The organism is Curtobacterium sp. MCLR17_031 (assembly GCF_003234775.2).
Taxonomy (GTDB): domain Bacteria; phylum Actinomycetota; class Actinomycetes; order Actinomycetales; family Microbacteriaceae; genus Curtobacterium; species Curtobacterium flaccumfaciens.
The window spans coordinates 2,689,252-2,714,245 of record NZ_CP126270.1 but is presented as its reverse complement, the minus strand read 5'-3'; the positions used below and the strand labels follow the sequence as shown (position 1 = coordinate 2,714,245).

Sequence of the window (24,994 nt, the reverse complement as noted above, 5' to 3'; positions counted from 1 at the left end):
GACATGGCCGACGACATCCGGATCGCGTTCCTGCTGTTCCCCCACCTGACCCAGCTCGACCTGACCGGTCCGGCGCAGGTCCTCAGCCGCGTGCCCGGCGCACGCGTCGAGTACGTCGCGGCGACGCTCGACCCGGTGCCGAGCGACTGCGGCCTCGCGCTCGTCCCCACCGTGACGATCGGGGATGCAGGCCCCGCGGACGTGCTCGTGGTGCCCGGTGGCGACGGTGCCTTCGACGCGATGCTCGACCCGGACGTCGTGGCCTTCGTGCGGCGCCAGGCCGAGCACGCGACGTGGATCACCTCGGTGTGCACCGGCGCCTTCGTGCTCGGCGCCGCGGGGCTGCTCGCCGGCAGACGCGCGACCACCCACTGGGCCTCGAAGCCGATGCTCGAGGCCTTCGGCGCGCAGCCGGTGGACGCCCGGATCGCAAGGGACGGCGCCGTCGTCACCGCGGCCGGGGTGAGCGCAGGCATCGACATGGCGCTGTGGCTCGCGGCCGAGCTCGCCGGACGGCCCGCTGCCGAGGCGATCCAGTTGCAGATCGAGTACGACCCGCAACCGCCGTTCGACCACGGATCGGCCGAGCGCGCCGACGCCGTCGTCGTCACCCGGGCCCGCGCAGCAGCCGAGGAGTCGCGCGGCGCGAGGGTGACCCGCGCCGCCGCAGCCGTCCTGCGCTAGACCAGCGGCTTCCGCATCTGCGCCGACGTCACCTGGTACCCGAGCGCCGCGTAGAGCTCCTGCGCCCCGGCGTTGTAGCCGAACACGTTCAGCCCGATGCTCGTCGCGCCGTGCTCCGCAGCTGCGCGGTGCCCGAGCTCGAGCGCCCGCCGTGCGTGCCCGCGGCGCCGGTGTGCCTCGTCGATCTCGACGTTGAACACCCACCAGTCGGTGCTGCCCGGCGTGAGCGGTCCGATCCACAGGTACCCGATGACGGTGTCGTCCTGGTCGGTGACGTCCCACACGAGGTGCCCGTCAGCGGGGGACCCGCCCGGGAACCAGCGGTCCCGCGACTGCTGCTCGTTCGCCTCGGCCTGCTCGCGGGTCTCGCCCGCCTGCATCCGCGACTCGACGTACTCGGCCATCGTGCGCTGGAGCCAGGCCGGGAGGCGCGTGGCCGGCATCAGTGCCAGCCGCGTGTCCGTCATCGGTTGCCCTTGGAACCCCGGCTCGGCTTGCCGCGCATCTTGCCGCGTCCGGGTGTCGGCCCCTTGCCGGTGTTGGACTTCTTGCCGGCGCCGGACTTGCCGCTGCCGGGCGACTTGGCCTTGGCCTTGCCGCCGGCGCCCGCGGCGCCGCCCTTGGAACCCGACGAACCCGACGCACCCGAACCGCCGGACCCACCCGAACCACCGGACGAACCCTTGGCACCCGACCCGGCCTTGGCGCTGCCACGAGCCGGACGCGAGTCGTCGTCGGCGTCGCGATCCGGGCCTCCTGGCTGGCGCGAACTGTTGGCGGTCCGCCCGCGCACCACGCCGATGAACTCCTCGGTGGTCTCGGTGGCGTCCTCGTCCCGCCAGACCAGCGCGATGCGCGTGCCCTCGGCGTCCATGAGCGGACGACCGACCAGGTCCTTGCGGCTGGCGGCGCGGAACAGTGACTGGGGGAGCACGACGACGCCGACGTTCGCCTCGACCAGGTCGAGCGATCCGTCGATGTCGGCCGGCACCGGGCCGGCGTCGATCACGTGGACCTCGGCGTCGGCGAGGTCGACCTCGGCGAGTTCGGCGAGGGGGGAGTCCTTGGGCATCGCGACGACGGCCGTCTCGGTCCAGAGCGGGATGGCGTTGTGCTGCTCGGACACGGGCATGCGTGCGAAGACCATGTCGGCCTCGCCGGCCAGCGTGTCGTCGACGTCGTCGGCGCCGATCGGCCGCAGCCGGAGCTCGATGGAGGGGAAGCGTTCCCGCCAGACACGGGCCCACTTTGCGGGGGAGACCCCCGGCACGAAGGCGATGCTGAGAGCCGCGGTCATGCAGACGAGCATAGGGGCCGTACCCTTGTCCTCATGGCGCAGGAACAGACCATGAAGCCCGAGACGGCTGCGAAGAAGCTCGGCATCTTGCTGACGGCGGCTCCGGAGTCCTTCCAGAGCGCTCCCCTCACGCGGACCGCCTTCGACGAGCTCCGCACCGAACCCCCGACCTGGCTCGAGGACCTCCGACGCGACGGCCCGCATCCGCGACCGGTCGTGGCGCAGAAGCTCGGCATCTCCATCTCCGGCCTGAGCCGCGCGGGGATCGACGACGCACTGACGACGGCGGACATCAAGACGCTGCTCGAGCAGAAGCCCGAGTGGCTCGTCCGCGAGCGTGCGACGCAGGCCGCCGTCCACGCCGAGAACGCCCGCGTGAAGCAGGAGCGTGCCGCCAAGGCCGCTGCCCGCGCCGAGGACTGACCCCACCCCGCACCACTCCGCCGCACCGAGGACGCCCCACGTGCACGAGACCGTCGCCGACGCCATGCTCGTCGTGCCGCAGTTCGCGTCCGTGTGCTGCATCGTCGGTGACCGCTACCGACCGCGCCCTGGCGTGATCGTGCCGGCGGGCGTGATGCTCGTCGCGATGCTCATGCCCGTCGTCGACGCCGGAGCGGTGTGGACCCTGTTCGCCGCGACCCTCCTGCTCCTGCTCGCGCCGTTGCCCGTGATGCGTCGCCGACGCGCCGACGGTCGCCGCGCGGAGCCGATGGACGTCCACCGCGCGCTGTCCGCCGTCGTGATGGCGGGGATGCTGCTGATGGGCCACGCCTCGGGTGTCGCCGGCGACCACGCGGGGCACGGCATCGCGCTGTCCGCGGTGCTCGGCGCCGGCGTGATCGGCTACTGCGCGTTCAGCGGCTGGCTGCTCCGGTACGAGTGGGGCCGCGAGGACCGGCGGGCCGTCCGCAGCGGCGAGGTCTTCGCGATGACCGTCGCCGTGGTCGGCATGACCCTGGCGATGTAGCGGAGCCCGCGCCGGCGGTCGCTGCCCCCGCAGCCGGTCCGTCGGGTCCGTCAGTCGCGCGCGGCGCTGTCCTCCTGGGTGTCCGCCGCGTGCGTCACCCGCTGCTTCGCCGCCTGGATCGTGTCCTTCGGCACCGGCGGCACACCCCGCCGGATCCCGCGCAGGCCGACGACGAACAGGATCGCGGTCACGATCGCGAACACGACGAAGGTGATCCCGGTCGCCGCCCACAGCGGCAGCGCCAGGGCGAGCAGCGCCACCGCGAAGCCGGCCAGCGCGACCAGGGTCGTCAGGGCGAACCCGACAGCGACACCGGTGAGCACCAGCCCGGTCTTCGCACCGCTCGCGCGCTCGCCGATCTCGCGCCGCGCCGAGGCGACCTCCTCGCGCACGGCGCGCAGCACCGGCTCGAGGGCCTTCTGCACGAGTCCGGCGGTCACGGTGTCGCGGAACGACGGCCGTCCGGGAGTGGTGGTGTCGTCGTGGTCGGTGCTGCTCATGGGGTCTCCTGTCCGGGCGCGGCGGTCCGCGTCCCCTGACAGGACGCGACCGGTCCGATGATCGTCACGCTGACTCCCGTCTGCCCGGTGCGTTCCCAGGTTGTGCAACGGACGGGAGGCCCGCCCCGCGTCGACGACGCTGGACGGGCCTCCCGGGTGGTCGGGCCCACGGCCCTACTCGGCGACCTCCTCGAGGTCGTCGATCCCACGGGCTGCGGCCGCTGCGCGGCGGGCGCGCATCGACGGCGCGGCGACGGCGGCGAGCACGGCCACGACCGCCACACCGGTGCACGCCCAGAACCCGATGGTGAAGGCGTCGTCGGTGGGCAGTCCCTGCGGCGTGCTGTGCGAGGTGATCAGCGCGGCGATGACTGCGGTGCCGACGCTCGAGCCGATGGTCCGGACGACCGTGTTGGCGCTGATGGCCTCACCGGTCTGGTTCGCGGGGACGCTCTCGATGATCGCGTTCGAGCAGGCGGCGAGGGCCATGCCGATGCCGATGCCGGTCAGGACGCCGGAGGTCACCACCTGCCACAGCTCGGCGTGTGCGATCGCCGGCAGCACGAACGCGGCGACGATGGCGAACCCGCCGATGAGCATCGGCGGCTTCGGGCCGACCTTGCGCACCAGGATGCCTGCGATGGGCCCGGCGACGACCATCATCACGACGGTCGGCAGCAGGAAGAGCCCGGCCTGGGTGACGTCCTTGCCGAAGCCGTAGCCGAGCGCCGTCGGGAGCTGCAGGAGCGTCGGGACGAGGACGAAGGTGCCGAACATCGCGAACCCGAAGACGAGTGCGACGACGTGGGCGGTCCAGACGCCGCGGACCGCGAAGAGCCGGACGTCGATGAGCGGCTCGGCGACCCGGAGCTCGACCAGGACGAACACGACCAGTGCGGCGGCGCCGAGGACCAGCAGACCGATGGTCTTGCCGTCACCCCAGCCCCAGGTCTCGCCCTCGCTGACGGCGAGCAGGATCGCGACGAGCGACACCGCGAGGACGAACGTGCCGGCCATGTCCAGGCGACCGGGCTTCCGCACCGGGGACTCCGGCATGCCGAAGACCGCGCCGAGCAGGGCGATGACGACGAGCACGGCGGGGAGCCAGAACAGCCAGTGCCACGACAGGTGCTCGACGATGGGCCCGGCCGCGACGATGCCGACACCGGCACCGATGCCGAAGATCGCCGACAGCAGGCCGATCGTGACGCTGACCTTCTCCTTCGGCAGCTCGTCACGCACGATGCCGATCGACAGCGGCATCACGGCTCCGGCGGCACCCTGCAGCGCGCGCCCGACGATCAGCACGCCGAGGTTCGGTGCGAGGGCGGCGAGCACGGCGCCGACGAGCAGGATCGACAGCACGACGATCAGGACCTTGCGCTTGCCGATCATGTCGCCGAGGCGACCGAGGATCGGCGTGAGCACCGAGGCGGAGAGCAGGTAGGCGGTGAGCACCCAGCTCGTCGCGCTGGTGGAGGCGCCGAGGTCCTGCCCGATGGTCGACAGTGCCGGGGCGACCAGCGACTGCAGGACCGCGAAGGACAGGCCGCCGAGGGACAGGTAGACGATGATCGCCGTGCTGTTCGGACGGCGCCCGTCGGTGGTGGGGTGCGAGCCGGTCCGTGGGCTCTGCATGGTGTCGGTCATCGTGCTCCGTGTCGTCGTGGTCGTCGATGTAAACAATTGCTGACATGACGAGCGTACGCGTTCGAGAAGGCATGTCAACGCTTGCTTACATCCCTGTGAGGACCGGTAGGCTGCGCTCCATGAGCAAGGACGCCGCGGCCACCCGACTCCTGCTCGTGCAGGCCGCCCGCCGTCGGTTCGCCTTCGACGGGTACCGCGCGACGACCGTGCGCGACATCGCCGGGGACGCCGGGGTGAACGTCGCCCTGATCAACCGGTACTTCGGTTCGAAGGAGGGGCTCTTCCGCGCCTGCCTCGACCGGGTCGTCCGCGACCTGGGGGCCGAGGAGACGAGCGAGCAGGGCCTCGAACGGGCGTTGACGGGCATCATCACGCACATCGTGCGGGCCCCGACCGACGACGACTCACTGCAGCTGATGCTCCTGCTCCGGTCCTCCGGCGACGACGGTGCCGATGCCATCCGCCGAGAGACGCTGCGCCGGTACGCCGAACGGCTCGCGGGCACGGTCGGCGGCGCCGGGTCCGAGGAACTGCTCGTCCGCGCCGAGATCGCGCTGGCGGTGGTGCTCGGGATGTCGATGCTCCGGCAGTCCACCGCGGTGGAACCGCTGGCATCCGCCGACGACGCCGTCGTGTCGGCCGCGCTCGAGGACGCCCTCCGCGCCCTGCTCGCGCCGCCGCGGTAGCGTCGAGCCGTGTCCGACCGTCCCGCACGTCGCCCCGACCCCGCTCCGCGCCTCGACGAGGTCGACGAGCGCATCCTCTGGACCCTGTCGGCCGACGCCCGGATCCCGAACAACCGGCTCGCGGCCGCCGTCGGCATCGCGCCGTCGACCTGTCTGGCACGGGTCCGTGCGCTCGAGGACGCCGGGGTGATCCGCGGCTACCGGGCCGAGGTGGACGTTGCCCGGCTCGGGTTCTCGATCGAGGCGATGGTGTCCGTCCGGGTGCACGCCGCGGCCCGCCACGAACTGCGGGACTTCGCCAAGCGCCTGTTGCGGGTGCCCGTCGTGCAGGACGTGTCGTTCCTGGCGGGGGACAAGGACTTCCTCGTCCACATCGCGTGCGAGTCGACCGAGCAGCTCCGGGACTTCGTCGCCGACGAGCTGAGCGGTGACCCCTCGGTGGCGACGACGCAGACGAACATCGTGTTCGAACGCCTCGTCGCCGACCGGGCCACGCAGGGCCGCTCGTTCGACGAACTGCGGCGCTGGCGGGCCTGACGCGCGGAACCCGGGTCAGCGCTCCCGGGTCATCGGGATGTGCGGGATGCGGTCCTCCAGGTACTCGTCGCCCGAGCGCACGAAGCCGAAGCGGCCGTACCACTGCTCCAGGTGCGACTGGGCGCCGAGGGCGATGCTCGGCGAGCGGGACTCGGCGATCGCTGCCTCCATGAGCTGCGCGCCGAGCCCCTGGCTGCGGGCGTGCTTCGCGGTGGCGACCCGGCCGATGCGCTCGGTGCCGTCGGGCTCGCGGAGCAGGCGGAGCGTCGCGTCCACCGAACCGTTGCCGGCCCAGAACTGCACGGTGCCGGGCTCGAGGTCACGGCCGTCGATGTCGCCGTACGCGGCTTCCTGCTCGACGACGAAGACGTCCTGGCGGAGCCGCAGGATCTCGTGCAGCGTGACGATGTCCAGGTTGCGGGTCGGAGCGTTGAAGATCGAGACCACGGACGGCCCTTCCTGAGAATTTCTTCCGAAACGGGGTGTGTTCCGGACCGGATCGGCGTACATTGCCGGTCAACCACTCTACGTGCGCAGCCGAGATCAGGAGGTGAGCGCATGGACCACCCGTTGCGCGCACCCTGGCGCGCCGCACTCCGCATCGTCCTGCTGGGCGTCGGGACCCTCGCCGCCCTCGTGCTGCTGTCCCTGCTCCTCGGCGCGCGACCTGCCTCCGCCGCGACGACCTCCGCCGCACCGACCGAGCAGCGCGGACTCGTCGGCAGCGTGGTCGACGGCGTCGGTGGCACCGTGCAGGGCGTGACCGGCGAGGTCGGCAAGGTCGTCGGCGGCGTGACGGACCCCGTCCGCAAGGCCGTGGCACCGGCACCTGCACCTGCACCTGCCGCGCCCGCTCCGGCCCCCGCACCTGCTCCCGCGCCCGCACCTGCTCCGGTGCCCGCAGCACCCGCACCGGCACCCGCAGCCCCCGCTCCGGCTCCCGCAGCCCCCGCGCCGTCGAGCCCCGCTCCGGTCGCGACCACACCGGCTGCCCAACCGACCACGACCGCCCCTGCGGCCGCCCCGGCCACGCGCCCGGTACGACAGGTCGTCGACCAGGTGAGCAGCGCCTCCAGGCCGGTCACCGACACCGTCGCGAACGTCCTGCGCCCCGTCACCGGCACCGTGGAACGCGTCACGGACGCGCGCCCCGTGACCGCCGTCGTCGACACCGTCGACGACGTGGTCGGCAGCGTCCCGGTGGTCGGCACAGTGCTCGGCGACGACACCCTCGGCACCGTCACCGCCCCGGTCACGGGCCTGGTCGACGACACGCTCGGCTCGGTCGGCACGACCGTCGGCACCGTCCCCGACGCGGTCGAGGGCGTCGTCCCGTCCGTCGGCGGCACCCTGCCAGGAGGCACGGACCCCGTCGTCGACGTCCCCGCGCTCCCGGTGGGCGGCGGCTCGAACCCGTCCGCCGGGCCCGTCCCGTCGGTGCCGGTCGCGGACACACCCGTCCGGCCCGGAACCGTCCCCGCGCAGGGCGCCGCGGTGCCCACCGCACCCGCATCCGCGCGTGTCGTCGCCGCCGATGCCCCGGGCGACCGCGCAGCCGGATTCCGCCCTTCGGAGCCGCTCGCTGCAGCCGCCACGACGGCAACGGCCGGTCCGGTCGTCACGGCCGTCGAGGCGCAGGACGCGACCTTCGGCGGACACGCGCTGCTCGTCCCCGCGGACGGCGAGGGCCACGGGCTCCCGTTCGACGGAGCCGACGCCGGCGTGCTCGGTGGCAGCGCCTCTTCGACCTCCGGCGGCGCAGCAGCCGTCGGCATCGTCGGCTCGACCGACGACATCGTCTCCCTCGCCGCGGGGTCTCGCGGCACGCTCTCCGACGACGCGGTCCCCGCATCGGTCGTCGGCGAGCACGACGTCGCCCCTGACTGAGATCGGTGCGCCTGTCCGCCACGGCAGGCACGCACACATCCCGGCTGCGTCCGCGGTCGGTGACGATCTCGATCAGGGAGTACGACCATGAACAAGTACGTCTCCAGAGGGCTCTGGTTCGCCCTCTTCGTCGGCGGGCTCACGCTCGGCGGCACGGCTGCGGCGAACGCGGCCACGACATCCGGTGCCGACGGCACCGTCTCGGGCACCCAGGTGGCCCCCTCCGTGGACGCCCCGGTGTCCCTCGGCGGCAACGCGATCGCCGTGCTCGGCGACGCGGTGTCGACGGCGACGGGGTCCACGCCCGCCGCTCCGGCCCCGGCCCCGGCCCCGGCGCCTGCTCCGGCCACGACCGCTCCTGCCCCCAGCACCTCGGGCCAGGACGGCACGCTCTCGGGCACCCAGGTGGTTCCGGACGTCGCGGCTCCGGTGACGGTCGGCGGCAACGCCGTTGCCGTCGCCGGTGACGCGGTCTCGGCCGCCGCACCCGCGGCAGCTCCGGCGCCTGCTCCGGCTCCGGCGCCTGCTGCCCCCGCTCCGGCTCCTGCCGCTCCTGCCGCTCCCGCTCCGAGCACCTCGGGCGAGGACGGCACGGCTTCCGGCACCCAGGTCGCCCCGGCCGTGACCGTCCCCGTGACGGTCTCCGGCAACGGGATCGGCGTCCTCGGCGACGGCGCTTCGACGTCGACCGCCCCGGCGGCGACGACCCCGGCACCGGCTGCCGAAGCCCCGTCGGCGCCCACCACCTCGGGCACCGACGGACTGCTCTCCGGTACCCAGGTGGCCGGTCTGGTCGACGTCCCGGTGACGATCGGTGGCAACGGCATCGGTGTCCTCGGTGACGGTACGAGCACCGGCGGCACGACGGCTCCGGCAACCGGCACCACGACCCCGACGACCGGCGGTTCGACCTCTGGTTCGGACGGCACGGCTTCGGGCACGCAGGTGTCCCCGGTCGTCGACGTCCCGGTGACGATCGGTGGCAACGGCATCGGTGTCCTCGGTGATGGGACCGCGACGGGCACGGCGCCCGCTGCTGGCTCGGGCACGGGTACCGGGACCGCTCCGGCGGCCGGTGGTTCGACCTCTGGTTCGGACGGCACGGCTTCGGGCACGCAGGTGTCCCCGGTCGTCGACGTCCCGGTGACGATCGGTGGCAACGGCATCGGCGTCCTCGGTGACGGCACGAGCACCGGCGGCACCACGGCTCCGACCACCGGCACGACGACCCCGACGGCCGGCGGTTCGACCTCCGGCGACGGCGGCCTGCTCTCCGGCACCCAGGTCACCCCGGTGATCAGCCTGCCGATCACCATCGGTGGCAACGGGATCGGCATCGTCGGTGACGGCACCAGCACCACCCCCGGCAGCGGCACGAACCCCGGGACCGACCCGGGCACTGACCCCGGGACCGACCCGGGCACTGACCCCGGGACCGACCCGGGCACTGACCCCGGTACGGACCCGGGCACCGACCCCGGTACGGACCCGGGCACGGACCCGGGCACGGACCCGGGCACGGACCCGGGTACCGACCCGGGCACCGTCCCCACCGACGGGACGGGCACCGGTACCGGCACCACGCCCGGCACGGCGACCATCCCGGTGGGCGTGGTCGGCGTCGTCGAGCCGACCCGGGCCTCCACGGCGGGTGTGGTGACCACCACGACCGCTGCCACCAGCGGGGTCCGCACCAGCGCCGGGACCGTCGCGGCAGCAGCCGCGGCCGGTGACGGCCAGCCGGAGCTCGCCTACACGGGAGCCGGCTCGCCGGTCCTGCCGGCCGGGTTCGCGCTCCTGCTGCTCCTCGCCGGAGCGGGCACGCTCGCGCTCCGTCGTCGGCACTGACCGGCGGGTGATCGAGGGGCGTCACACCGTGGCGCCCCTCGTCACCGTGCCCGGGGGTCGCTGACGGGCCGTGCGCGTCGGAACATGTGGGCGCATCGGATGCGTGTGCATGTTCCGACGGAACGCTCGTCGATCGACTCGTGCATCGTCGCAGTGCGGACGCGGGACGCGGACGCCGGACGCCTCGGGCGCCACGTGCTCACCGTGCCCGGGGGAGACGCCCGGTTACGACGGCCCTGCCACCGTGGCGCGGCCGTCAGCGGCCTGGGGTATCGTTCCGATTACGCAAGCGCTCCGGGGTCGGTGTAATTCCGAGCCGGTGGTGACAGTCCACGAACTGATGACGGGTGCGAACCCGACAGAGGTTGACCCGGTGGGATTCCGGGACCGACGGTGAAAGTCCGGATGGGAGGCGCGCTGGGCGGACAGGACGACCCCACGACCCGTGGGGTGCGACCCGTCCGTCGATGCCGACGATCGTCGAACGCCCCCGGAGTCCCGTTGAGAGGACACCAGTGTTCACCGGCATCATCGAGGAACTCGGCACCGTCACCGCCGTCGAGCAGCAGGGCGACTCCGTCGCGCTCACCGTCCACGGCCCCGTCGTCGTGCAGGACGCCCGGCACGGCGACTCGATCGCGACGAGTGGTGTCTGCCTGACCGTCGTCGAGCAGACCCCCGAGACCTTCACCGCCTTCGTCATGAAGCAGACCCTCGACATGAGCGCCCACGGTGCACTCCGGGTGGGAGACCGCCTGAACCTCGAGCGCGCCGCCTCGGTGGGTGACCGCCTGGGCGGGCACATCGTGCAGGGCCACATCGACGGCACCGCCACGGTGCTCGAGACGGCCGACGGCGACGGCTGGCGGCGTCTGCGGTTCTCGCTCGCGCCGGCGCTCAGCCCGCTCGTGGTCGACAAGGGCTCGATCGCGCTCGACGGCGTCTCGCTCACGGTCAGCGCGGTCTCGCCCGAGGACACCGCGCCCGACGCGGCCTGGTTCGAGGTGAGCCTGATCCCCGAGACGCTCGAGGCCACGACGCTCGGGCTCCGCGTGCCGGGTGACCGGGTGAACGTCGAGACCGACGTCCTGGCGCGGCACGTCCGCCGCATGCTGCGGCTCGACGCCGCGGCGCAGTCGCTCGAGACCGTCGGATCGGAGGCCCGGTGATGGTCGCCGAGGCCGGTGCCGTCCCGCAGGCACTCGGGTCGTCGAGCATCGAGGCCGCGATCGCGTCGATCGCCGCCGGTCGCCCGGTGATCGTCGTCGACGACGAGGACCGCGAGAACGAGGGTGACGTCATCCTGTCCGCCGAACTCGCCTCGCCGGAGTGGATCGCGTGGACCGTGGCGCACTCGTCGGGGTTCATCTGCGCGCCGGTCAGCACCGAGATCGCCGACGCCCTCGACCTGCCGCCGATGGTGGCGCACAACGAGGACGTCCGCGGCACGGCCTACACGGTCACCGTCGACGCCGCCGTCGGCGTGACCACCGGCATCAGCGCCCACGACCGCGCCCGCACGCTGCGGGTCCTCGCCGACCCGACCTCGGTGCGCGACGACCTGCACCGCCCCGGACACGTGGTGCCACTGCGCGCACGACCGGGCGGGGTCCGCGAGCGCGCCGGGCACACCGAAGCAGCGATCGAGCTCGTCACCGCGGCCGGGCTCCGGCCCGCTGCGGCGATCTGCGAGATCGTCGACGAGGACGGCAGCATGATGCGGCTGCCGGCGCTCGTCGCACTCGGGGCACGCGAGGGCGTGCCCGTCATCACCATCGCCGCGCTCGCCGAGTGGCTGGACGCTGCAGACCGGGCGGCGGCAGCGACCGCAGCGCCCACGGAAGGAACGACACGATGAGCGGAGCAGGCGCGGCGGACCGCGACCAGGTCGACGGCACCGGGATCCGGGTGGCCGTCATCGCCGGACAGTGGCACGATACCATCGCCGCGGGCCTGCTGGCCGGGGCCAAGCGTGAGGTCGAGCGGCTCGGGGCGACGGCCGAGGTCATCCCCGTCCCCGGCAGCTTCGAGCTGCCCGTGGTCGCGAAGACCGCGCTCGAGGCCGGTTTCGACGCGGCGGTCGCGCTCGGCGTCATCATCCGCGGCGGCACCCCGCACTTCGAGTACGTCTCGGGCGCGGCGACGAGTGGCCTGACGCAGGTCGCGATCGACACCGGCAAGCCCGTCGGGTTCGGCGTGCTCACGCTGGACGACGAGCAGCAGGGACTCGACCGCGCCGGGCTGCCCGACTCCAAGGAGGACAAGGGCGCCGAGGCCGCACACGCGGCGATCAGCACCGCGGTGACCCTGCGGTCCCTGCGCCTCCCGGTCTGATCGGCTCGTGATCTGACGCTCCACGCAGAACGGCCCCGCACCGAGAGGTGCGGGGCCGTTCTGTGTGTGCTGATCAGTGCTTGCTGGTCAGCGGCGGTGCTTGCTGGCTAGCGCTTGCCGAACACGTGGATCGGCAGGAAGAAGGAGAGGCTCATCAGGAGCACGCCGGCCATGAAGACGAAGGCCTGGCCCGACTCGACCTGGAAGGCGAACCCGAACAGGTACATCGACACCAGCAGCAGCAGGATCGAGAAAACAGCGGCGATGACGCGGCCCACGGGATACCTCCGGGTGTCGACGAGTGGATCGTTCCCCAGTCTATCCCCAGCCGGGGGTGTGCCGGTTCACGCTCCCGGTCGCGTCGCTATCAGACGGTCGACGACGGTGAGCAGGGTCTCCATGTCGACGCTGCCCCGCTTCGGTCGCACCTCGCTCGCGGCACCGAGTGAGGCCTGGTGGTACAGCCCGTCGCCGAGGAGCTTGACGGCCTGCGCGGTCGGCTCGTCGCCGAGGGCGTCGACGAGGGTCGCGAGCCAGGCGTTCTCGGTGTCGTCGAGGGTGCGTCCGGCCTCTTCGTAGCCGGCCTGCTGCAGGCGGCTTGCGGCGAGCAGGGCGAGGTCCAGCTCGCTGCCGACGAACAGGCAGTTGCGGACGAAGTAGCGCGCGGCGCCGTCCTCGGCCTCCTGCATGCGCTCGACGTCGATCGCGGACAGGTCCGACAGTCGCTCGCAGAGCCCCTCGACCAGCGCAGCCTTGGAGCCGAAGTGGTAGAGCAGGCCGCCCTTCGAGACACCGGCGCGCGCGGCGACGGCGTCGAGTGTGGCGGGACGCTCGCCCTCCTCGCACACGATGGCGACGAAGCTGTCGAGGACACGGTCGCGGGCACTGGCCATGCCGAGAGTCTAGGAGCAGTTCCGGGGGGCGCAGACGCCAGCTCCGCCGTCGCGGCCGTGAACGCTCACGAATTCCCTCGGGGCCATTGCCGATCGCTCCGGCGCCCGCTAGCGTCGAGACGACCGTGAAGGTTCACGAGACGACAAGGATCCGCATGTCAGCGCAGACGGCGAACACCGCCACCACCCCGACCTCGACCGCCACCGACCGCCCCGGGTGGGCCGTCCTCGGCCCCGGCGGCATCGCCCGACGCTTCCTCTCGCAGCTGCCCGCCAGCGGGGGTGTCCTGGTCGCGGCCGGCAGTTCGTCCGCCGAGCGGGCGCAGGTCTTCGCCGACGAGGCCGCCGGGTTCGGGTTCGCGGACGTGACCGCCGGTACCTACGACGACGTCCTCGCCGACCCGCGGGTGGACGCCGTCTACGTCTCGACCGTGCACACCGGGCACGCCCGACTCGTCCTCGCCGCACTCGAGGCCGGCAAGGCCGTCCTGTGCGAGAAGCCCCTCGCCGTGAACCACGGCACCGCGATGGCACTCACCGATGCTGCGCGCCAGGCCGGCCTGCCGCTCGTCGAGGCGTTCATGTACCGCTTCCACCCGCAGACCGCGGCACTGCTCGACCTGATCCGCGACGGCGTGATCGGCGACGTGACCCACGTCGACGCCTCGTTCGCGTTCCGGACGGGCGAGCGCACCGGTCGCCTGTTCGACGTCGACACCGCCGGCGGCGGGATCCTCGACGTCGGCGGGTACCCGGTGACGATGGCCGCGGCGATCGTGCAGGCCGCAACCGGGGTCGCCGTCGCCGAGCCGGTGGACCTCACCGCCACGGGCACGCTCGGGCCGACCGGGGTCGACGAGTGGACGGTCGCGCAGCTCACCTACAAGGGCGGGATCACGGCGACGGTCCGGACCGGCGTCTTCGTGCAGGACGACAACGCCGTGTCGGTGTACGGCTCGCGCGGTCGCATCGTGCTCACCGACCCGTGGACCCTGGGCGACGACCCCACCATCGAGGTCCACACCGTCGACGAACCCCCTCGCTCGATGTCGTTCGCGGGTGAGCACCCCTACGCCCGAGAAGCCGACGCCACCACCGACGCACTTCGTGCCGGTGCGGTCGAGGCGGCGCAGATGACCATCGACGAGACCCTCGCCACCGCCCGCACGCTCGACAGGTGGCGCGCGGCGATCGGCCTGCGCTACCCCTTCGAGGGCGAGACCGCCGACATCCCGACGGTGTCCGGCCGACCGCTCACCGTGCAGGACGGCAACCCGATGCGCTACGGCGAGGTGCCGGGCGTCGGCAAGCGGATGTCCCGCCTGGTGATGGGCGTCGACAACCAGCCCGACCTGGCACACGCCAGCGCGATCTTCGACCTGTTCGTCGAGCAGGGCGGCAACGTGTTCGACACCGGCTACATCTACGGCGGCGGGGTGCTCGAGGGTCGGCTCGGCAAGTGGATCCAGAACCGGGGGATCCGCGAGGACGTGGTGGTCATCACGAAGGGCGCCCACACCCCGCACTGTGACCCGGAGTCGATCACCCGGCAGCTGCTCGAGAGCCTCGAGCGCCAGGGCACCGACTACGCGGACATCTACATGATGCACCGCGACAACCCCGACATCCCGGTGGGGGAGTTCGTCGACGTGCTCGACGAGCACCGCCGGGCGGGCCGCATCCGCGTCTACGGCGGCTCGAACTGGACCCCCGCACGGTTCGACGAGGCGAACGCCTACGCACGGGCCAACGGCAAGCACGGGTTCGAGGTGCTCAGCAACCACTTCGGTCTCGCCGAGGCGTACGACGTGCCGTGGGACGGCTGCGAACACGCGACCGATGCGGCATCGAAGGCGTGGCTGGAGGAACGCCAGGTCCCGTTGCTGCCATGGTCCTCGCAGGCCCGCGGGTTCTTCACCGGCCGTGCGACTCCCGAGGACACCAGCGACGCCGAGCTCGTCCGCTGCTACTACTCGGACGACAACTTCGAGCGGCTCCGGCGTGCGCGCGAACTGGGCGAGCAGTTCGGCGTCCCCGCGACGGCGATCGCGCTGGCGTACGTGCTCAACCAGCCGTTCCCGACGTTCCCGCTCTTCGGACCCCGTACGATCGCGGAAGCCCGGTCGTCCATGACCGGCCTCTCCGTCGACCTCTCCCCGGAACAGGTGGCATGGCTGGACCTCCGCGCCTGACCCCGGGCGGCCGCGCGACGATCATCGACGTCGCCGCGGCCGCCGGGGTGTCCCGGCAGACCGTCACCCGCGCGATGAACGGCATGTCCGGCATCAGCGCGGCGACCAAGGACCGCGTGCTCCAGGCCGCGGCGGCGCTCGACTACCGTCCGTCGCGCTTCGGCCGTGGGCTCGTCACGGGTGGCGACCACCAGCTCGGGCTCGTCGTCAACGACCTGCGGAACCCCTACGCACCGGCACTCGCATCCGCGGTGCTCGGCCTGGCCGCCGCCCGCGGGTGGAACGTCATGCTCGCCGACGTCGGACTCGCGAGCGACTCGGACCGGATGGTGGAGTCCCTCGGCGCCCAGACCGACGTCGTGATCGGCTACCTCGGGTCCCGTGCGCCGGAGTGGATCGAACGGCTCGGTTCGGTCCCGGTCGTCGAACTCGACCCCTCGGGGCCGGTGACCCGCGCCGCGGTCCGGATCGACCCGACCGCCGCGATCGATGACCTCGCCGACCACCTCGTCGACGTCGGGGTGAAGCACCCCGTCGTGCTCGACGCCGCCGCCGACGGCGTGCCGAGCCAGCGCGGGGAGCACATGGTCGCGGCACTCCGGCGTCGCGGGTACCTGCCCGACCTCGTCGTCGCGTCCGCGCCCACCGCAGAGGCCGGTGCAGAACAGACCGAGCGGATCCTCGCCGAGCACCGCCGGGTGGACGCGGTCCTGGCGTTCAACGACGTGCTGGCCCTCGGCGTGCTGTCGGCCTGCCGTCGTGCCGGCGTCGACGTCCCCGGTGACGTCCGTGTGGTCGGCGTCGACGGCTTGCCGCTCGGGACGCTCGTCGCGCCGACGCTCACCACGCTCGCCGTCGACCTCGACGAGGTCGCCGGTCAGGCCCTCGACCTGGCCCTCGGCATGCTCGCGGGCGAGCTGCCGCGCTCGGGCGCAGCCGTGCAGCGCACGGTGCGCCACCGGTTGCTGCTCCGCGAATCGGCGTAGGCCCGACGACGCGACCAGTGGACCGATGCAAGGCCCGTGGCGGGACCGCCACGGGCCTCCCGGCCGTCGTCAGTTGCATTTGCAACCAAAACCGTCCGGACGGTACACTAACGGAGTCCTGACGGGGCGCGTGTCCATCCCGCGTCCCGTCTCGTCTGCCCCACGTACCACCCGCCGTCGACCTGGTCCGGCTCGAAGTCCCAGGAGTCCGCCGTGTCCGCACTGCTCACCAGCCCCGTCGCCACCCGCGTCACCGGGAGCCGCGCCCGACGGTTCCTCGCGCTCGCCGTGCTCATGCTGCCGGTCCTGCTCATCTCGGTCGACAACACCATCCTGAGCTTCGCGCTGCCGTCGATCAGCCGCGCGCTGAACCCGGACGCCACCACGCAGCTCTGGATCGTGGACGCGTACCCGCTGGTGCTCGCCGGCCTGCTCGTCGTGATGGGCAGCATCGGTGATCGCATCGGCCGCCGACGGATCCTGGTGATCGGCGCGACCGGCTTCGCCCTGTTCTCGGTGGCCGCGGCGTTCGCGACCGACGCGTGGATGCTCGTCGCGGCCCGGATCGCGATGGGCGTCTTCGGCGCGATGCTCATGCCCGCCACGCTCTCGATCATCCGCAACGTGTTCGTGGACGCGGGGGAGCGGCGGATGGCGCTCGCCGTCTGGTCGACGATGTTCGCGGCCGGCAACGCGCTCGGGCCGCTCGTCGGCGGCGCGCTGCTCGCGCACTTCCACTGGGGCAGCGTGTTCCTGGTCGCGGTGCCGATCCTCGTGCTCATGCTCGTCGGCGTGCCGTTCTGCGTGCCGGAGTCCCGCGACCCGATGCCCGGGCCGGTCGACCTGCCGAGCATGTTCCTGTCCCTCGGCGCCCTCGCACCGATCGCCTGGGCCATCAAGTCGGTCGTGCACCCCGAGGAGCGCGGTCTCGCGATCGCCATGCTCGCGGTCGGTGTCGTCTGCGGCATCGCGTTCGTCCGTCGGCAGTTGCGGTCCCGCACGCCGATGCTCGACCTGCGCCTGTTCCGCAGCACGGCCTTCACCGGCAGCGTGCTGATGAACCTGGCGGCGATGTTCTCGCTCACCGGGTTCCTGTTCTTCATCGCCCAGCACCTGCAGCTCGTGGCGGGGCTCGACCCGTTCGCGTCCGGCATCGTGCTCATCCCGGGGTCGGTCCTGACCATCGTCGCCGGGCTCGCGGTCGTGCCGATCGTGGCTCGTGTCGCCCCGCGCTGGGTCGTGTCGGTCGCGCTGCTGTTCTCGGCGGCGGCGTACGCCCTCGTCGCGGTCCTCGGACACCACGCCTCCATCGCTGCCCTGGCGTTCGCGTTCGTGCTGCTCGGCATCGGGATCGGCGCGTCCGAGACGGTGACGAACGATCTGATCATCTCGACGGCACCGGCGGACAAGGCGGGTGCGGCGTCGGCGATGTCCGAGACGGCGTACGAGATCGGCGCCGTGCTCGGCACCGCGGTCCTCGGCACGATCCTGGCGACGACCTACCGGGCGCACGTCGTGGTGCCCGACGGGTTGTCCTCGGCGGCGCACGTCGCGGCGCAGGAGACCCTCGGCGGCGCGGTCGCCGCGGCGGGGCAGCTCGGCGGCAGCGCCGGGCAGGTGCTGCTCGAGTCGGCGCGGGCGGCCTTCGACTCCGGCGTGACGATCACGGCGGGCGTCGCCGCGGTGCTCATGGTCGTGGCGGCCGCGGGTGCACTCGTCATGCTCAAGCGCCGCTGAGCGGCCGCGCGGGCGCGCGCTGCGCTCCGCGAGCGTCGCTGCGCTTCGTGAGCAGGAATGGTCGGGTGGCCGTGCGTGACCCGACCATTCCTGCTCACGAAGCGCCCGCAACGGCGCGCCCGGCCATGCCCGAACCTGTGAATCGTTGACCTCAACCAGGGTTCAGGTCATACGTTGGGTGACAGCCGCCGAGTGACGGCAGCCCCTCCCGAAGGAACGACCACGATCACCATGCCCGACGAAGCACCGGCAACCATCGCCGACGCGTACAAGTCCGCCTTCCGCGGGCACCCTGCCGGCGTCGCCGTCATCACGGCCGAAGGCCCCGACGGACCGACCGGCCTCACCGCCTCGAGCGTCGCGAGCGTCGCCGTCGACCCACCCGTGCTGGTCTTCTCGCTCTCGACGAACTCCGGCTCGGCCGGTGTCGTGCTCGGTGCGCCGCTGTTCGTCGTGCACCTGGTCGACTCCCTCGGGGTCGCACTGGCCAAGCGGTTCGCCTCGACCGGCAGCCCGGCCGCCGACGACCCGATCTGGGGGACCCTGCCGTCCGGGGACCGCTACCTGCCGAGTGCGGCGAGTGCACTCCGCTGCCGACCGCTGTCGACGACGCCCATCGGCAGCTCGACCGTCGTCGTGGCCGAGGTGCTCGACATCATCGTCGGCGCCGACCGCGGCGAGCCGCTGGTCTACCACAACCGGGAATTCCACTCCCTCACCGATCGTTCCCGGCTCTCGTGAGCCGCGGAGCCGCGTCCACAACCCACTGATCGAAAGGACCTCACATGGCTGAGTACACCCTGCCGGAACTGCCGTACGACTACGCCGCGCTCGAGCCGCACATCAGCGGCAAGATCATGCAGCTGCACCACGACAAGCACCACCAGGCCTACGTGACCGGTGCCAACACCGCGCTGCAGCAGCTCGGTGAGGCCCGTGAGTCCGGCAACTTCGGCGCGATCAACAAGCTCGAGAAGGACCTCGCGTTCCACCTCGGTGGTCACGTGAACCACTCGATCTTCTGGACCAACCTCGGCCCGGACACGAAGGTCCCCGAGGGCGAGCTCGCCGCGGCGATCGACGAGTTCTTCGGTTCGTTCGAGAAGTTCCAGGCGCAGTTCGCCGCCGTCGCGAACGGCATCCAGGGCTCCGGCTGGTCCGTGCTGGCCTGGGACACCGTGGGCCAGAAGCTCACCACGTTCCAGCTCTTCGACCAGCAGGGCAACATCCCGTTCGGCCTCGTCCCGATCTTCATGCTCGACATGTGGGAGCACGCCTTCTACCTCGACTACCTGAACGTCAAGGCGGACTACGTCAAGGCCGTCTGGAACATCGTCGACTGGGAGAACGTCGCCGCTCGTTTCGAGAACGCGAAGTCGCAGCGGCTCGTCACGCTCTGATCCGCGTCGGCGGGTCACCACGGTGACCACCTGACGAACGGGAGGCACGGTGCCAGCTGGCACCGTGCCTCCTGTTCGTGGTGCGGGTCACGTTCCGGGCCGTGCGCGGTCGCCGTCCGCGGTCGCGGTGTCCCGTCGCCGGGTACGCGAGCGGTCCGCGATCGCGTGGGTGCGTGCGCTCAGCGCACGCGGTCTGCGTCGGCCGTGCTGGCTGCCAGGTCGTGGGCGATGCGACGCAGTGCGGCGTCGGCATCGGTGTGCGCGCAGTCGACGAGCGCGCCCCACTGGGCTCCGCGGGCGGCCATGACCGTGTGCTGAGCCGCACGGTCAGCGAGGACGGGGTCGGCGCCGTGTGCTCGGCACCATGCCCGGATGGCGGCCACCTGGCAGCGGTGCGCGCGGCGCTGCCGGTCCCGCCCGTCGAGGGACTCGACCGACCCGAGTTCGAAGGTGAGCCGTGCGGCCAGCGCACGGTGCGGGTCGTCGAGCCCGCCGAACGTCGCGACCAGGTGGTCGGCGAGGGCGTCGGTGTCGGCGGCCGGGTCGAGCGCGGGTGCTCGGTGCGAGGTCGCGAGGTGTTCGACGACGGAGTCGATCAGGGCGTCGCGGGAGCCGAAGTGGTAGACGACCGGGTAGGCGCTCGTACCGAGTACGCGGCCGAGGCCCCGGACCGTGACGTCCTCGATCTTGGTCTCGACGAAGTGGTCGACGACCTTCTCGAGGATCGCGGGTTTGCGGGTGGGGTCGGGCTTCCTGGGCATGGCATCTCCGTCGTCGGGGCGGTGGTCGCGCGACCGCCTACATACTAGCAGCCGGTATATCAGTGACACCATCGGTCGTTGTGAGCGATCTTTCCGCGAAGCCTCCGTTTTCACCGATAGAAACGGAGAAAAACTCGGCTCCGGGTAGACTGTTGCGGATGTCCATGCCGTACGAGGGCGCTCTGCCGCCGTCACGGCCCGAGGGGACCCGCGCCGGACGGGTGGTCGCGGGCCGTCGTCGCGGCGCCGGAAAACGCTTCCTGGTCGTCGGCGACGTCCTGGACGGCGTCCTCGTGCACACCACCGCGCACCGGATCGGGGTGCACGACCCCGCTGCGGAGATCCGCCACCGGCCGACCGGCGCCGGTGGCAACACGGCCACGTGGCTCGGCTGGCTCGGGGCCGAGGTCGACGTCGTCGCCCGGGTCGGAGTCGACGACGTCTACCGCCACGAGCGCGCGCTCGAGGACGCCGGGGTCCGCGCCCACCTGCGCTACGACGCGATGACGTCCACCGGGGTCGTGGTCTCGGTCCGCAACGACCACGGTCGCACCGCGATGTCGGACCCCGCCGCGAGCGGGAAGATCAGTGCCGCCGACGTCCCGCCGTCGGTGGTCGCCCGCGCCGACATCGTGCACCTGACCGGGGCTGCCATGCTCGGCGGCGGGGCCGACCGGCTCGCCGACCTGGTGGCGTGCGCCCGGACCGGCCCGGCGCGCGTGGCGGTGGACCCCTCGTCGGTGGCGGTGATCGAGACGATCGGTGCCGACCGGTTCCTCGAAGCCCTGCAGGGCGTCGACGTGCTCTTCCCCGACCAGCACGAGGCGCTCGCCCTCGCCGGGGGTGACGACCTCGACGCCGCGGTGCGGCGGCTGACCGAGCACGTCCCCCTGGTCGTCGTCACGGCCGGGGCCGACGGTGCACTCATCGGGCGCCGGGGCCGCAGCGTCCACCGGGTCCCCGCGACACCGGCGACCGTCGTCGACACCATCGGGGCCGGGGACGCCTTCGTCGCCGGGTTCGTCCGTGCGTGGGCGACGGATCCCGTCCGCGTCGGCGCGGCAGCCCGCGAGGGCACCCGGGTCGCCGCGCGGGCACTCGGTTTCGTGGGCGGTCGACCGCCGGTCTGATCCGACGGGTGCCCGCCTGGTGCCGTCGGGTCAGCGCTCCGACGGTTCGGCGACGACGTTCAGGGTCTGGACGCGGCCCGCGGCGGCGGGCGCAAGCCGGATCTCGACGCGCAGTCGCCCGCAGGTGCCGGGGAGCCACCAGCGCAGGTGCGACGGTGCCGCCGAGTACTCGGACACCGGTGCAGCACCGAGGTCGGCACCGACGTCCGCGACGGCCTGCGCCACCGCCCGGCGCCGTCGGTCGTAGGGCACGTCCATGGCCACGTTCGGCGTGCAGATGGCGTCCGCCAGGTCGTCGCTCCAGTCGGCCAGGAGGCGCGTCACGGCGGCCTGGGCGGCTCGCGTCGCGCGGGTGGTCGCCGCCACCCCGCTGGTCGCTCCGGCCACGTCGGTGCCGGCTTCCGCCGGGTCGGGTGTCCGAGCCGTCAGCGCCGCGTCGAGCACGAGGTCGTGCGCCTGCTGCGCGGCCGCGGAGACCTTGGCCTGCGTGGCGTTCTCGAACGCGACGACCCCGAAGCCGTCGCGCACGGACCACCGCATGTGCGCGGAGAAGCCCGGGTAGCCGCCGGAGTGCGAGACGAGCTCGCCGAAGCGGTCGTCCTGCTCGACGAACAGCCCGAAGCCGTACGCCGTCGCGCGGGCCGAACCCGGGACGACGGACGACGGGACGACCCGCATGGCCTGCTGCATCAGCCGGCGGTCAGCGGGGGAGACCGGGCCGGGCTCCGGTGCGGTGGAGAACGCCGAACCGAGGTGCGTCGCCCAGCGCGCCAGGTCACGCACGGTCGAGAAGAGCCCGCCGATCGACGAGAAGGCGCCGGGGCCGGTCATCGGCAGTGGTTCCCAGTCGCCCTCGTGTCCGCGGACCCCGGTGACGACGAAGCCGCCGGACTCGTCCGCGCTGAACACCGTGTCGGTGAGCCCGAGGGGACGGAGCACGGTCTCGCTGGCGGCCGCGGTGAAGGGCTGCCCCGACGCGACGGCGACGACCCGGCCGAGCAGCGCGTAGCCGAGGTTCGAGTAGGCGAATCGGGTGCCCGGCAGCGAGTCGAACAGCAGGCCGGCGCGCAGGACCTCGTCGAGCTCGGCGTCCGAGATCGACTCCTGCCGGTCGGCCCAGGGGTCGTCGGTGGGGAACCCGGCCGACATCGTCAGCAGCATCCGCACCGTGGGGACGGGGGAGTCCGGGGTCGGCAGGGTGACGGCACCGAAGGCCGGCACGAAGTCGGTGATCGGCGCGTCGAGGTCGAGCGCACCCCGGGCGACGAGGGTCAGCAGGGTCGCGGCGGTGACGCTCTTGGTGCAGGAGGCGATGCGGTACACGGTGTCGGCGTCCGGTCGCCGGCCGTCCCCGCGGTCGCCGTGGCCCCCGGACGCGACGAGGCCGGAGCGGTCGAACACGCCCCACACGCTGCTCGGCGCGATGCCCTGCTCGACGCGAGCACGGAACAGCTCGTCGACCTGGTCGACGACCGCGGCGATCGCTGGCTGCGACCCGGTCACGAGCGCCGCATCCGTTCGTAGGCGTCGAGCGCCCGCTGCCGCGACGCCTTCAGGTCGACCATCGGCTCGGGGCGCAGCTCGTCGGCGGGGACCCAGCGGTGCACGTACTCGCGGTGCGGGTCGAAGCGCTCGAGTTGTCGATCGGGGTTGAAGACCCGGAAGTACGGGGCGGCGTCGAAGCCGGAGCCCGCAACCCACTGCCAGTTCGCCGCGTTGTTGGCGGGGTCGGCGTCGACCAGGGTGTCCCAGAACCACTGCTCCCCGACGCGCCAGTCGACGAGCAGGTTCTTCACGAGGAAGCTGCCGGCGGCCAGCCGCACCCGGTTGTGCATGGCGCCGCTGTGCCAGAGCTCGCGCATGCCCGCGTCGACCAGGTCGAAGCCGGTCAGACCCTGCCGCCAGCGGTCGAGCTCGGCCGCTTCCGGATCACGCCACGGGAACGCGTCGAAGTTCCGACGGACGTTGACGGTGGCGATGTCGTCGCAGTGGAAGTACTCGTTCCAGTTGAACTCGCGCCACGCCAGCTGCCGGAGGAACGCCGCCGCGTTCTGGCGCTGCGCGGGCTCGAGCTGCTCGTGCAGGCGGTGCCACACCTGGTACGGGCTGATCTCGCCCCACCGCAGGAACGGCGACAGGCTGCTCGTGGCCTCCATCGCGGGCTCGTCGCGCTGGTCGTAGTCCTCGAGCGCGTGCTCGACGAAGTGCTCGAGCTGCTGCTGCGCGCCGTGCTCGCCCGGGGTCCAGGCGTCACGGAGGCCGCCGGCCCAGTCGGGCTTCGTCGGCAGCAGTGCCCAGTCGGCCAGCGCATCACCCGTGACGTCGGCCGGAGCCGGCAGGTCGTCGGGGTCGGGCAGGGGATGGCGCGGTTCGGGCAGCGCCTGGACGGCGTTCCAGAACGGGGTGAAGACCTTGTACGGCTCGCCCTGCCCGGTGAGGACCGTCCACGGTTCCCAGAGCAGGTTCGCGGCGAAGCTGTGCGCCCCGACGCCACGGTCGTGCAGCGCCGCCTTGATGCCGGCGTCGATGTCCCGCTCGACGGCGCCGTACCGACGGTTCCAGTACACGGCGTCCGCCTCGGTGTCGGCGACGAGCTGGTCGATGACCGTCGCCGCGGCACCGCGTCGGAGGACCAGCCGGGAACCCCGCTCGCGCAGGTCGGCGTCGAGGGCGGTCAGCGACTGGTGCAGCCACCAGCGGCTCGCGGCACCGATCGGACGGAGCCCGGGGGACTGCTCGTCGAGGACGACCACCACCGTGACGTCGCCGCCGTGGTCGATCGCTGCACGGAGCGCCGGGTTGTCCGACAGCCGCAGGTCGTAACGGAGCCAGACGATCGCGCCGGTCACACCGTTGCCGCATCCGCAGCGGCCACCGGGCGGGCCGTCGACCGCCGGCTCGGTGCCGTGCCGACCGCCAGCCGGAGCTTCGTGCAAAGCTCCGTGAGGGTTCGCAGTTCGGGGTCGGAGAGCCCGGCGCCGACCTGCTGCGCGATGCTCGCCGCGTGCTGCACGGCGACCTGGCGGTAGACGTCGAAGCCGTGCGGGGTCAGGGCCACGATCACGCCGCGGGCGTCCGTGGGGTCCGGCTGCTTCTCGACGATGCCGCGGGCGAGCAGTCGGTCGACCAGACGGCTGACGCTCGGCTGGGTGAGGAGCAGGTGCCCGGTGAGGTCGCGCATCCGGCAGCGGCGGCCGGGTTGGGTCGACAGGTTGAAGCAGACGTCGTACTCGTTGAACGAGATCTCGTCGCCGGGGAAGTCCGCGTTGAGACTCCGCATCACGGCGACCTGGGCGCGGAAGAGCGCTTCCCAGGCGGCGACGGCGGTCGCCTTCTCACTGCGGCGTGTCTCGCTCACGTTCGCGTTCCCTCCGGTCGTACGGTCTGACCACACTACCGACGGGGTCCGACAGGAGCCGGGCGACATGCACGAGGGCCGGCCGCCTGTCGGCGACCGGCCCTCTCCCTTGCACCAAGAGTTTCCTGCAATCACATTCCACAG

At 72.5% G+C, this 24,994-nt stretch carries 27 protein-coding genes and 1 riboswitch; of the genes, 16 read left to right on the top strand and 11 right to left on the bottom strand.

Translation table 11 applies throughout. The features are described from left to right. The first annotated feature begins 3 nt into the window (after nucleotides 1-3). Complete coding sequence (locus tag DEI96_RS12840) at nucleotides 4-684, top strand: DJ-1/PfpI family protein (RefSeq protein WP_111022208.1); 681 nt, start codon at nucleotides 4-6, stop codon at nucleotides 682-684. Here the strand turns inward: DEI96_RS12840 and DEI96_RS12835 are convergent. Both DEI96_RS12835 and DEI96_RS12830 read right to left on the bottom strand, forming a co-directional pair. Then, nucleotides 681-1,151, bottom strand: a complete 471-nt coding sequence (locus tag DEI96_RS12835) for a GNAT family N-acetyltransferase (RefSeq protein WP_111022209.1) — start codon at nucleotides 1,149-1,151, stop codon at nucleotides 681-683. The genes DEI96_RS12840 and DEI96_RS12835 overlap by 4 nt on opposite strands. Further along, nucleotides 1,148-1,981 (bottom strand): LysR family transcriptional regulator substrate-binding protein, encoded by an 834-nt coding sequence (locus DEI96_RS12830; RefSeq protein ID WP_220039097.1) that lies wholly within the window; start codon nucleotides 1,979-1,981, stop codon nucleotides 1,148-1,150. The genes DEI96_RS12835 and DEI96_RS12830 overlap by 4 nt, the downstream gene beginning before the upstream one ends. 33 nt (nucleotides 1,982-2,014) lie before the next feature. Here DEI96_RS12830 and DEI96_RS12825 point away from each other — a divergent pair, with 33 nt between their 5' ends. Both DEI96_RS12825 and DEI96_RS12820 read left to right on the top strand, forming a co-directional pair. Then, nucleotides 2,015-2,404: a DUF5997 family protein gene (locus DEI96_RS12825; RefSeq protein WP_017888549.1), complete on the top strand. Its 390-nt coding sequence runs from the start codon at nucleotides 2,015-2,017 to the stop codon at nucleotides 2,402-2,404. Between the two features lie 40 nt (nucleotides 2,405-2,444). Next, nucleotides 2,445-2,951, top strand: coding sequence for a hypothetical protein (locus tag DEI96_RS12820; RefSeq protein ID WP_017888550.1), 507 nt, complete (start codon nucleotides 2,445-2,447; stop codon nucleotides 2,949-2,951). Nucleotides 2,952-3,001: 50 nt separating this feature from the next. Here the strand turns inward: DEI96_RS12820 and DEI96_RS12815 are convergent, their stop codons facing one another. Continuing rightward, nucleotides 3,002-3,451 carry a phage holin family protein gene (locus DEI96_RS12815; RefSeq protein ID WP_111022211.1) on the bottom strand — a complete coding sequence of 150 codons (450 nt, stop codon included), beginning with the start codon at nucleotides 3,449-3,451 and terminating at the stop codon, nucleotides 3,002-3,004. 174 nt (nucleotides 3,452-3,625) lie between these two features. Continuing rightward, nucleotides 3,626-5,101, bottom strand: coding sequence for an MFS transporter (locus tag DEI96_RS12810; protein WP_111022212.1), 1,476 nt, complete (start codon nucleotides 5,099-5,101; stop codon nucleotides 3,626-3,628). 119 nt (nucleotides 5,102-5,220) lie between these two features. Here DEI96_RS12810 and DEI96_RS12805 point away from each other — a divergent pair, with 119 nt between their 5' ends. Both DEI96_RS12805 and DEI96_RS12800 read left to right on the top strand, forming a co-directional pair. Beyond that, nucleotides 5,221-5,787, top strand: coding sequence for a TetR/AcrR family transcriptional regulator (locus DEI96_RS12805; RefSeq protein WP_111022213.1), 567 nt, complete (start codon nucleotides 5,221-5,223; stop codon nucleotides 5,785-5,787). Nucleotides 5,788-5,796: 9 nt separating this feature from the next. Further along, on the top strand, nucleotides 5,797-6,324 hold the full coding sequence (locus tag DEI96_RS12800; protein WP_027466312.1) for an Lrp/AsnC family transcriptional regulator: 528 nt from the start codon (nucleotides 5,797-5,799) through the stop codon (nucleotides 6,322-6,324). A 15-nt stretch (nucleotides 6,325-6,339) separates the two neighbouring features. Here the strand turns inward: DEI96_RS12800 and DEI96_RS12795 are convergent, their stop codons facing one another. Then, on the bottom strand, nucleotides 6,340-6,771 hold the full coding sequence (locus tag DEI96_RS12795) for a GNAT family N-acetyltransferase (protein ID WP_111022214.1): 432 nt from the start codon (nucleotides 6,769-6,771) through the stop codon (nucleotides 6,340-6,342). A gap of 111 nt (nucleotides 6,772-6,882) precedes the next feature. On the opposite strand from DEI96_RS12795, the gene DEI96_RS12790 reads away from it, so the two are divergent. The 5 genes from DEI96_RS12790 to ribH all read left to right on the top strand — a co-directional run bounded on the left by DEI96_RS12790 (nucleotide 6,883) and on the right by ribH (nucleotide 12,393). After that, the gene (locus DEI96_RS12790) at nucleotides 6,883-8,211 is read left to right on the top strand and encodes a hypothetical protein (RefSeq protein ID WP_181440428.1); all 1,329 of its coding nucleotides are present in this window, start codon (nucleotides 6,883-6,885) and stop codon (nucleotides 8,209-8,211) included. An 87-nt stretch (nucleotides 8,212-8,298) separates the two neighbouring features. Next, nucleotides 8,299-10,059 (top strand): LAVTG motif-containing sortase-dependent surface protein, encoded by a 1,761-nt coding sequence (locus DEI96_RS12785; protein WP_284183605.1) that lies wholly within the window; start codon nucleotides 8,299-8,301, stop codon nucleotides 10,057-10,059. Nucleotides 10,060-10,345: 286 nt separating this feature from the next. Then, a riboswitch (FMN riboswitch) is annotated at nucleotides 10,346-10,480 on the top strand. A 94-nt stretch (nucleotides 10,481-10,574) separates the two neighbouring features. Further along, nucleotides 10,575-11,228, top strand: coding sequence for a riboflavin synthase (locus DEI96_RS12780; RefSeq protein WP_111022215.1), 654 nt, complete (start codon nucleotides 10,575-10,577; stop codon nucleotides 11,226-11,228). Continuing rightward, nucleotides 11,228-11,917: a 3,4-dihydroxy-2-butanone-4-phosphate synthase gene (ribB, locus tag DEI96_RS12775; RefSeq protein WP_111022216.1), complete on the top strand. Its 690-nt coding sequence runs from the start codon at nucleotides 11,228-11,230 to the stop codon at nucleotides 11,915-11,917. The genes DEI96_RS12780 and ribB overlap by 1 nt, the downstream gene beginning before the upstream one ends. After that, nucleotides 11,914-12,393, top strand: a complete 480-nt coding sequence (gene ribH / locus DEI96_RS12770) for a 6,7-dimethyl-8-ribityllumazine synthase (RefSeq protein WP_111022217.1) — start codon at nucleotides 11,914-11,916, stop codon at nucleotides 12,391-12,393. Before ribB ends, ribH begins: the two co-directional genes overlap by 4 nt. A gap of 107 nt (nucleotides 12,394-12,500) precedes the next feature. Here ribH and DEI96_RS12765 read toward each other — a convergent pair whose 3' ends face one another. Both DEI96_RS12765 and DEI96_RS12760 read right to left on the bottom strand, forming a co-directional pair. Further along, nucleotides 12,501-12,671: a hypothetical protein gene (locus tag DEI96_RS12765; RefSeq protein ID WP_017888559.1), complete on the bottom strand. Its 171-nt coding sequence runs from the start codon at nucleotides 12,669-12,671 to the stop codon at nucleotides 12,501-12,503. A 66-nt stretch (nucleotides 12,672-12,737) separates the two neighbouring features. Further along, nucleotides 12,738-13,286 (bottom strand): TetR/AcrR family transcriptional regulator, encoded by a 549-nt coding sequence (locus tag DEI96_RS12760; protein WP_027466318.1) that lies wholly within the window; start codon nucleotides 13,284-13,286, stop codon nucleotides 12,738-12,740. Between the two features lie 155 nt (nucleotides 13,287-13,441). Between DEI96_RS12760 and DEI96_RS12755 the strand changes: the two genes are divergently transcribed. The 5 genes from DEI96_RS12755 (at nucleotide 13,442) to DEI96_RS12735 (ending at nucleotide 19,601) form a co-directional block, all read left to right on the top strand. After that, nucleotides 13,442-15,478, top strand: coding sequence for an aldo/keto reductase (locus tag DEI96_RS12755; RefSeq protein ID WP_111022218.1), 2,037 nt, complete (start codon nucleotides 13,442-13,444; stop codon nucleotides 15,476-15,478). Further along, the gene (locus tag DEI96_RS12750; RefSeq protein ID WP_111022219.1) at nucleotides 15,457-16,464 is read left to right on the top strand and encodes a LacI family DNA-binding transcriptional regulator; all 1,008 of its coding nucleotides are present in this window, start codon (nucleotides 15,457-15,459) and stop codon (nucleotides 16,462-16,464) included. Before DEI96_RS12755 ends, DEI96_RS12750 begins: the two co-directional genes overlap by 22 nt. 213 nt (nucleotides 16,465-16,677) lie before the next feature. Then, nucleotides 16,678-18,201 (top strand): MFS transporter, encoded by a 1,524-nt coding sequence (locus DEI96_RS12745; protein WP_111022220.1) that lies wholly within the window; start codon nucleotides 16,678-16,680, stop codon nucleotides 18,199-18,201. A 231-nt stretch (nucleotides 18,202-18,432) separates the two neighbouring features. Further along, nucleotides 18,433-18,942: a flavin reductase family protein gene (locus DEI96_RS12740; protein ID WP_027466322.1), complete on the top strand. Its 510-nt coding sequence runs from the start codon at nucleotides 18,433-18,435 to the stop codon at nucleotides 18,940-18,942. A gap of 44 nt (nucleotides 18,943-18,986) precedes the next feature. Continuing rightward, on the top strand, nucleotides 18,987-19,601 hold the full coding sequence (locus DEI96_RS12735) for a superoxide dismutase (RefSeq protein WP_111022221.1): 615 nt from the start codon (nucleotides 18,987-18,989) through the stop codon (nucleotides 19,599-19,601). Nucleotides 19,602-19,780: 179 nt separating this feature from the next. Here DEI96_RS12735 and DEI96_RS12730 read toward each other — a convergent pair whose 3' ends face one another. Next, a complete protein-coding gene (locus DEI96_RS12730) occupies nucleotides 19,781-20,362 on the bottom strand; it encodes a TetR/AcrR family transcriptional regulator (RefSeq protein ID WP_111022222.1) in 582 nt (193 codons plus the stop codon). 158 nt (nucleotides 20,363-20,520) lie between these two features. Between DEI96_RS12730 and DEI96_RS12725 the strand changes: the two genes are divergently transcribed. Then, nucleotides 20,521-21,492, top strand: a complete 972-nt coding sequence (locus DEI96_RS12725) for a carbohydrate kinase family protein (protein WP_111022223.1) — start codon at nucleotides 20,521-20,523, stop codon at nucleotides 21,490-21,492. A 30-nt stretch (nucleotides 21,493-21,522) separates the two neighbouring features. Here DEI96_RS12725 and DEI96_RS12720 read toward each other — a convergent pair whose 3' ends face one another. Genes DEI96_RS12720 through DEI96_RS12710 form a run of 3 tightly spaced genes read right to left on the bottom strand, consistent with a single transcriptional unit; the run spans nucleotide 21,523 to nucleotide 24,850 of the window. Continuing rightward, the gene (locus DEI96_RS12720; protein ID WP_181440430.1) at nucleotides 21,523-22,995 is read right to left on the bottom strand and encodes a serine hydrolase domain-containing protein; all 1,473 of its coding nucleotides are present in this window, start codon (nucleotides 22,993-22,995) and stop codon (nucleotides 21,523-21,525) included. Continuing rightward, entirely contained in the window at nucleotides 22,992-24,341 is a 1,350-nt protein-coding gene (locus DEI96_RS12715; protein WP_111022225.1) for a cryptochrome/photolyase family protein, read from the bottom strand. The genes DEI96_RS12720 and DEI96_RS12715 overlap by 4 nt, the downstream gene beginning before the upstream one ends. Then, the gene (locus DEI96_RS12710; protein WP_171907864.1) at nucleotides 24,338-24,850 is read right to left on the bottom strand and encodes a MarR family winged helix-turn-helix transcriptional regulator; all 513 of its coding nucleotides are present in this window, start codon (nucleotides 24,848-24,850) and stop codon (nucleotides 24,338-24,340) included. Before DEI96_RS12710 ends, DEI96_RS12715 begins: the two co-directional genes overlap by 4 nt. Between the last annotated feature and the right edge of the window lie 144 nt (nucleotides 24,851-24,994).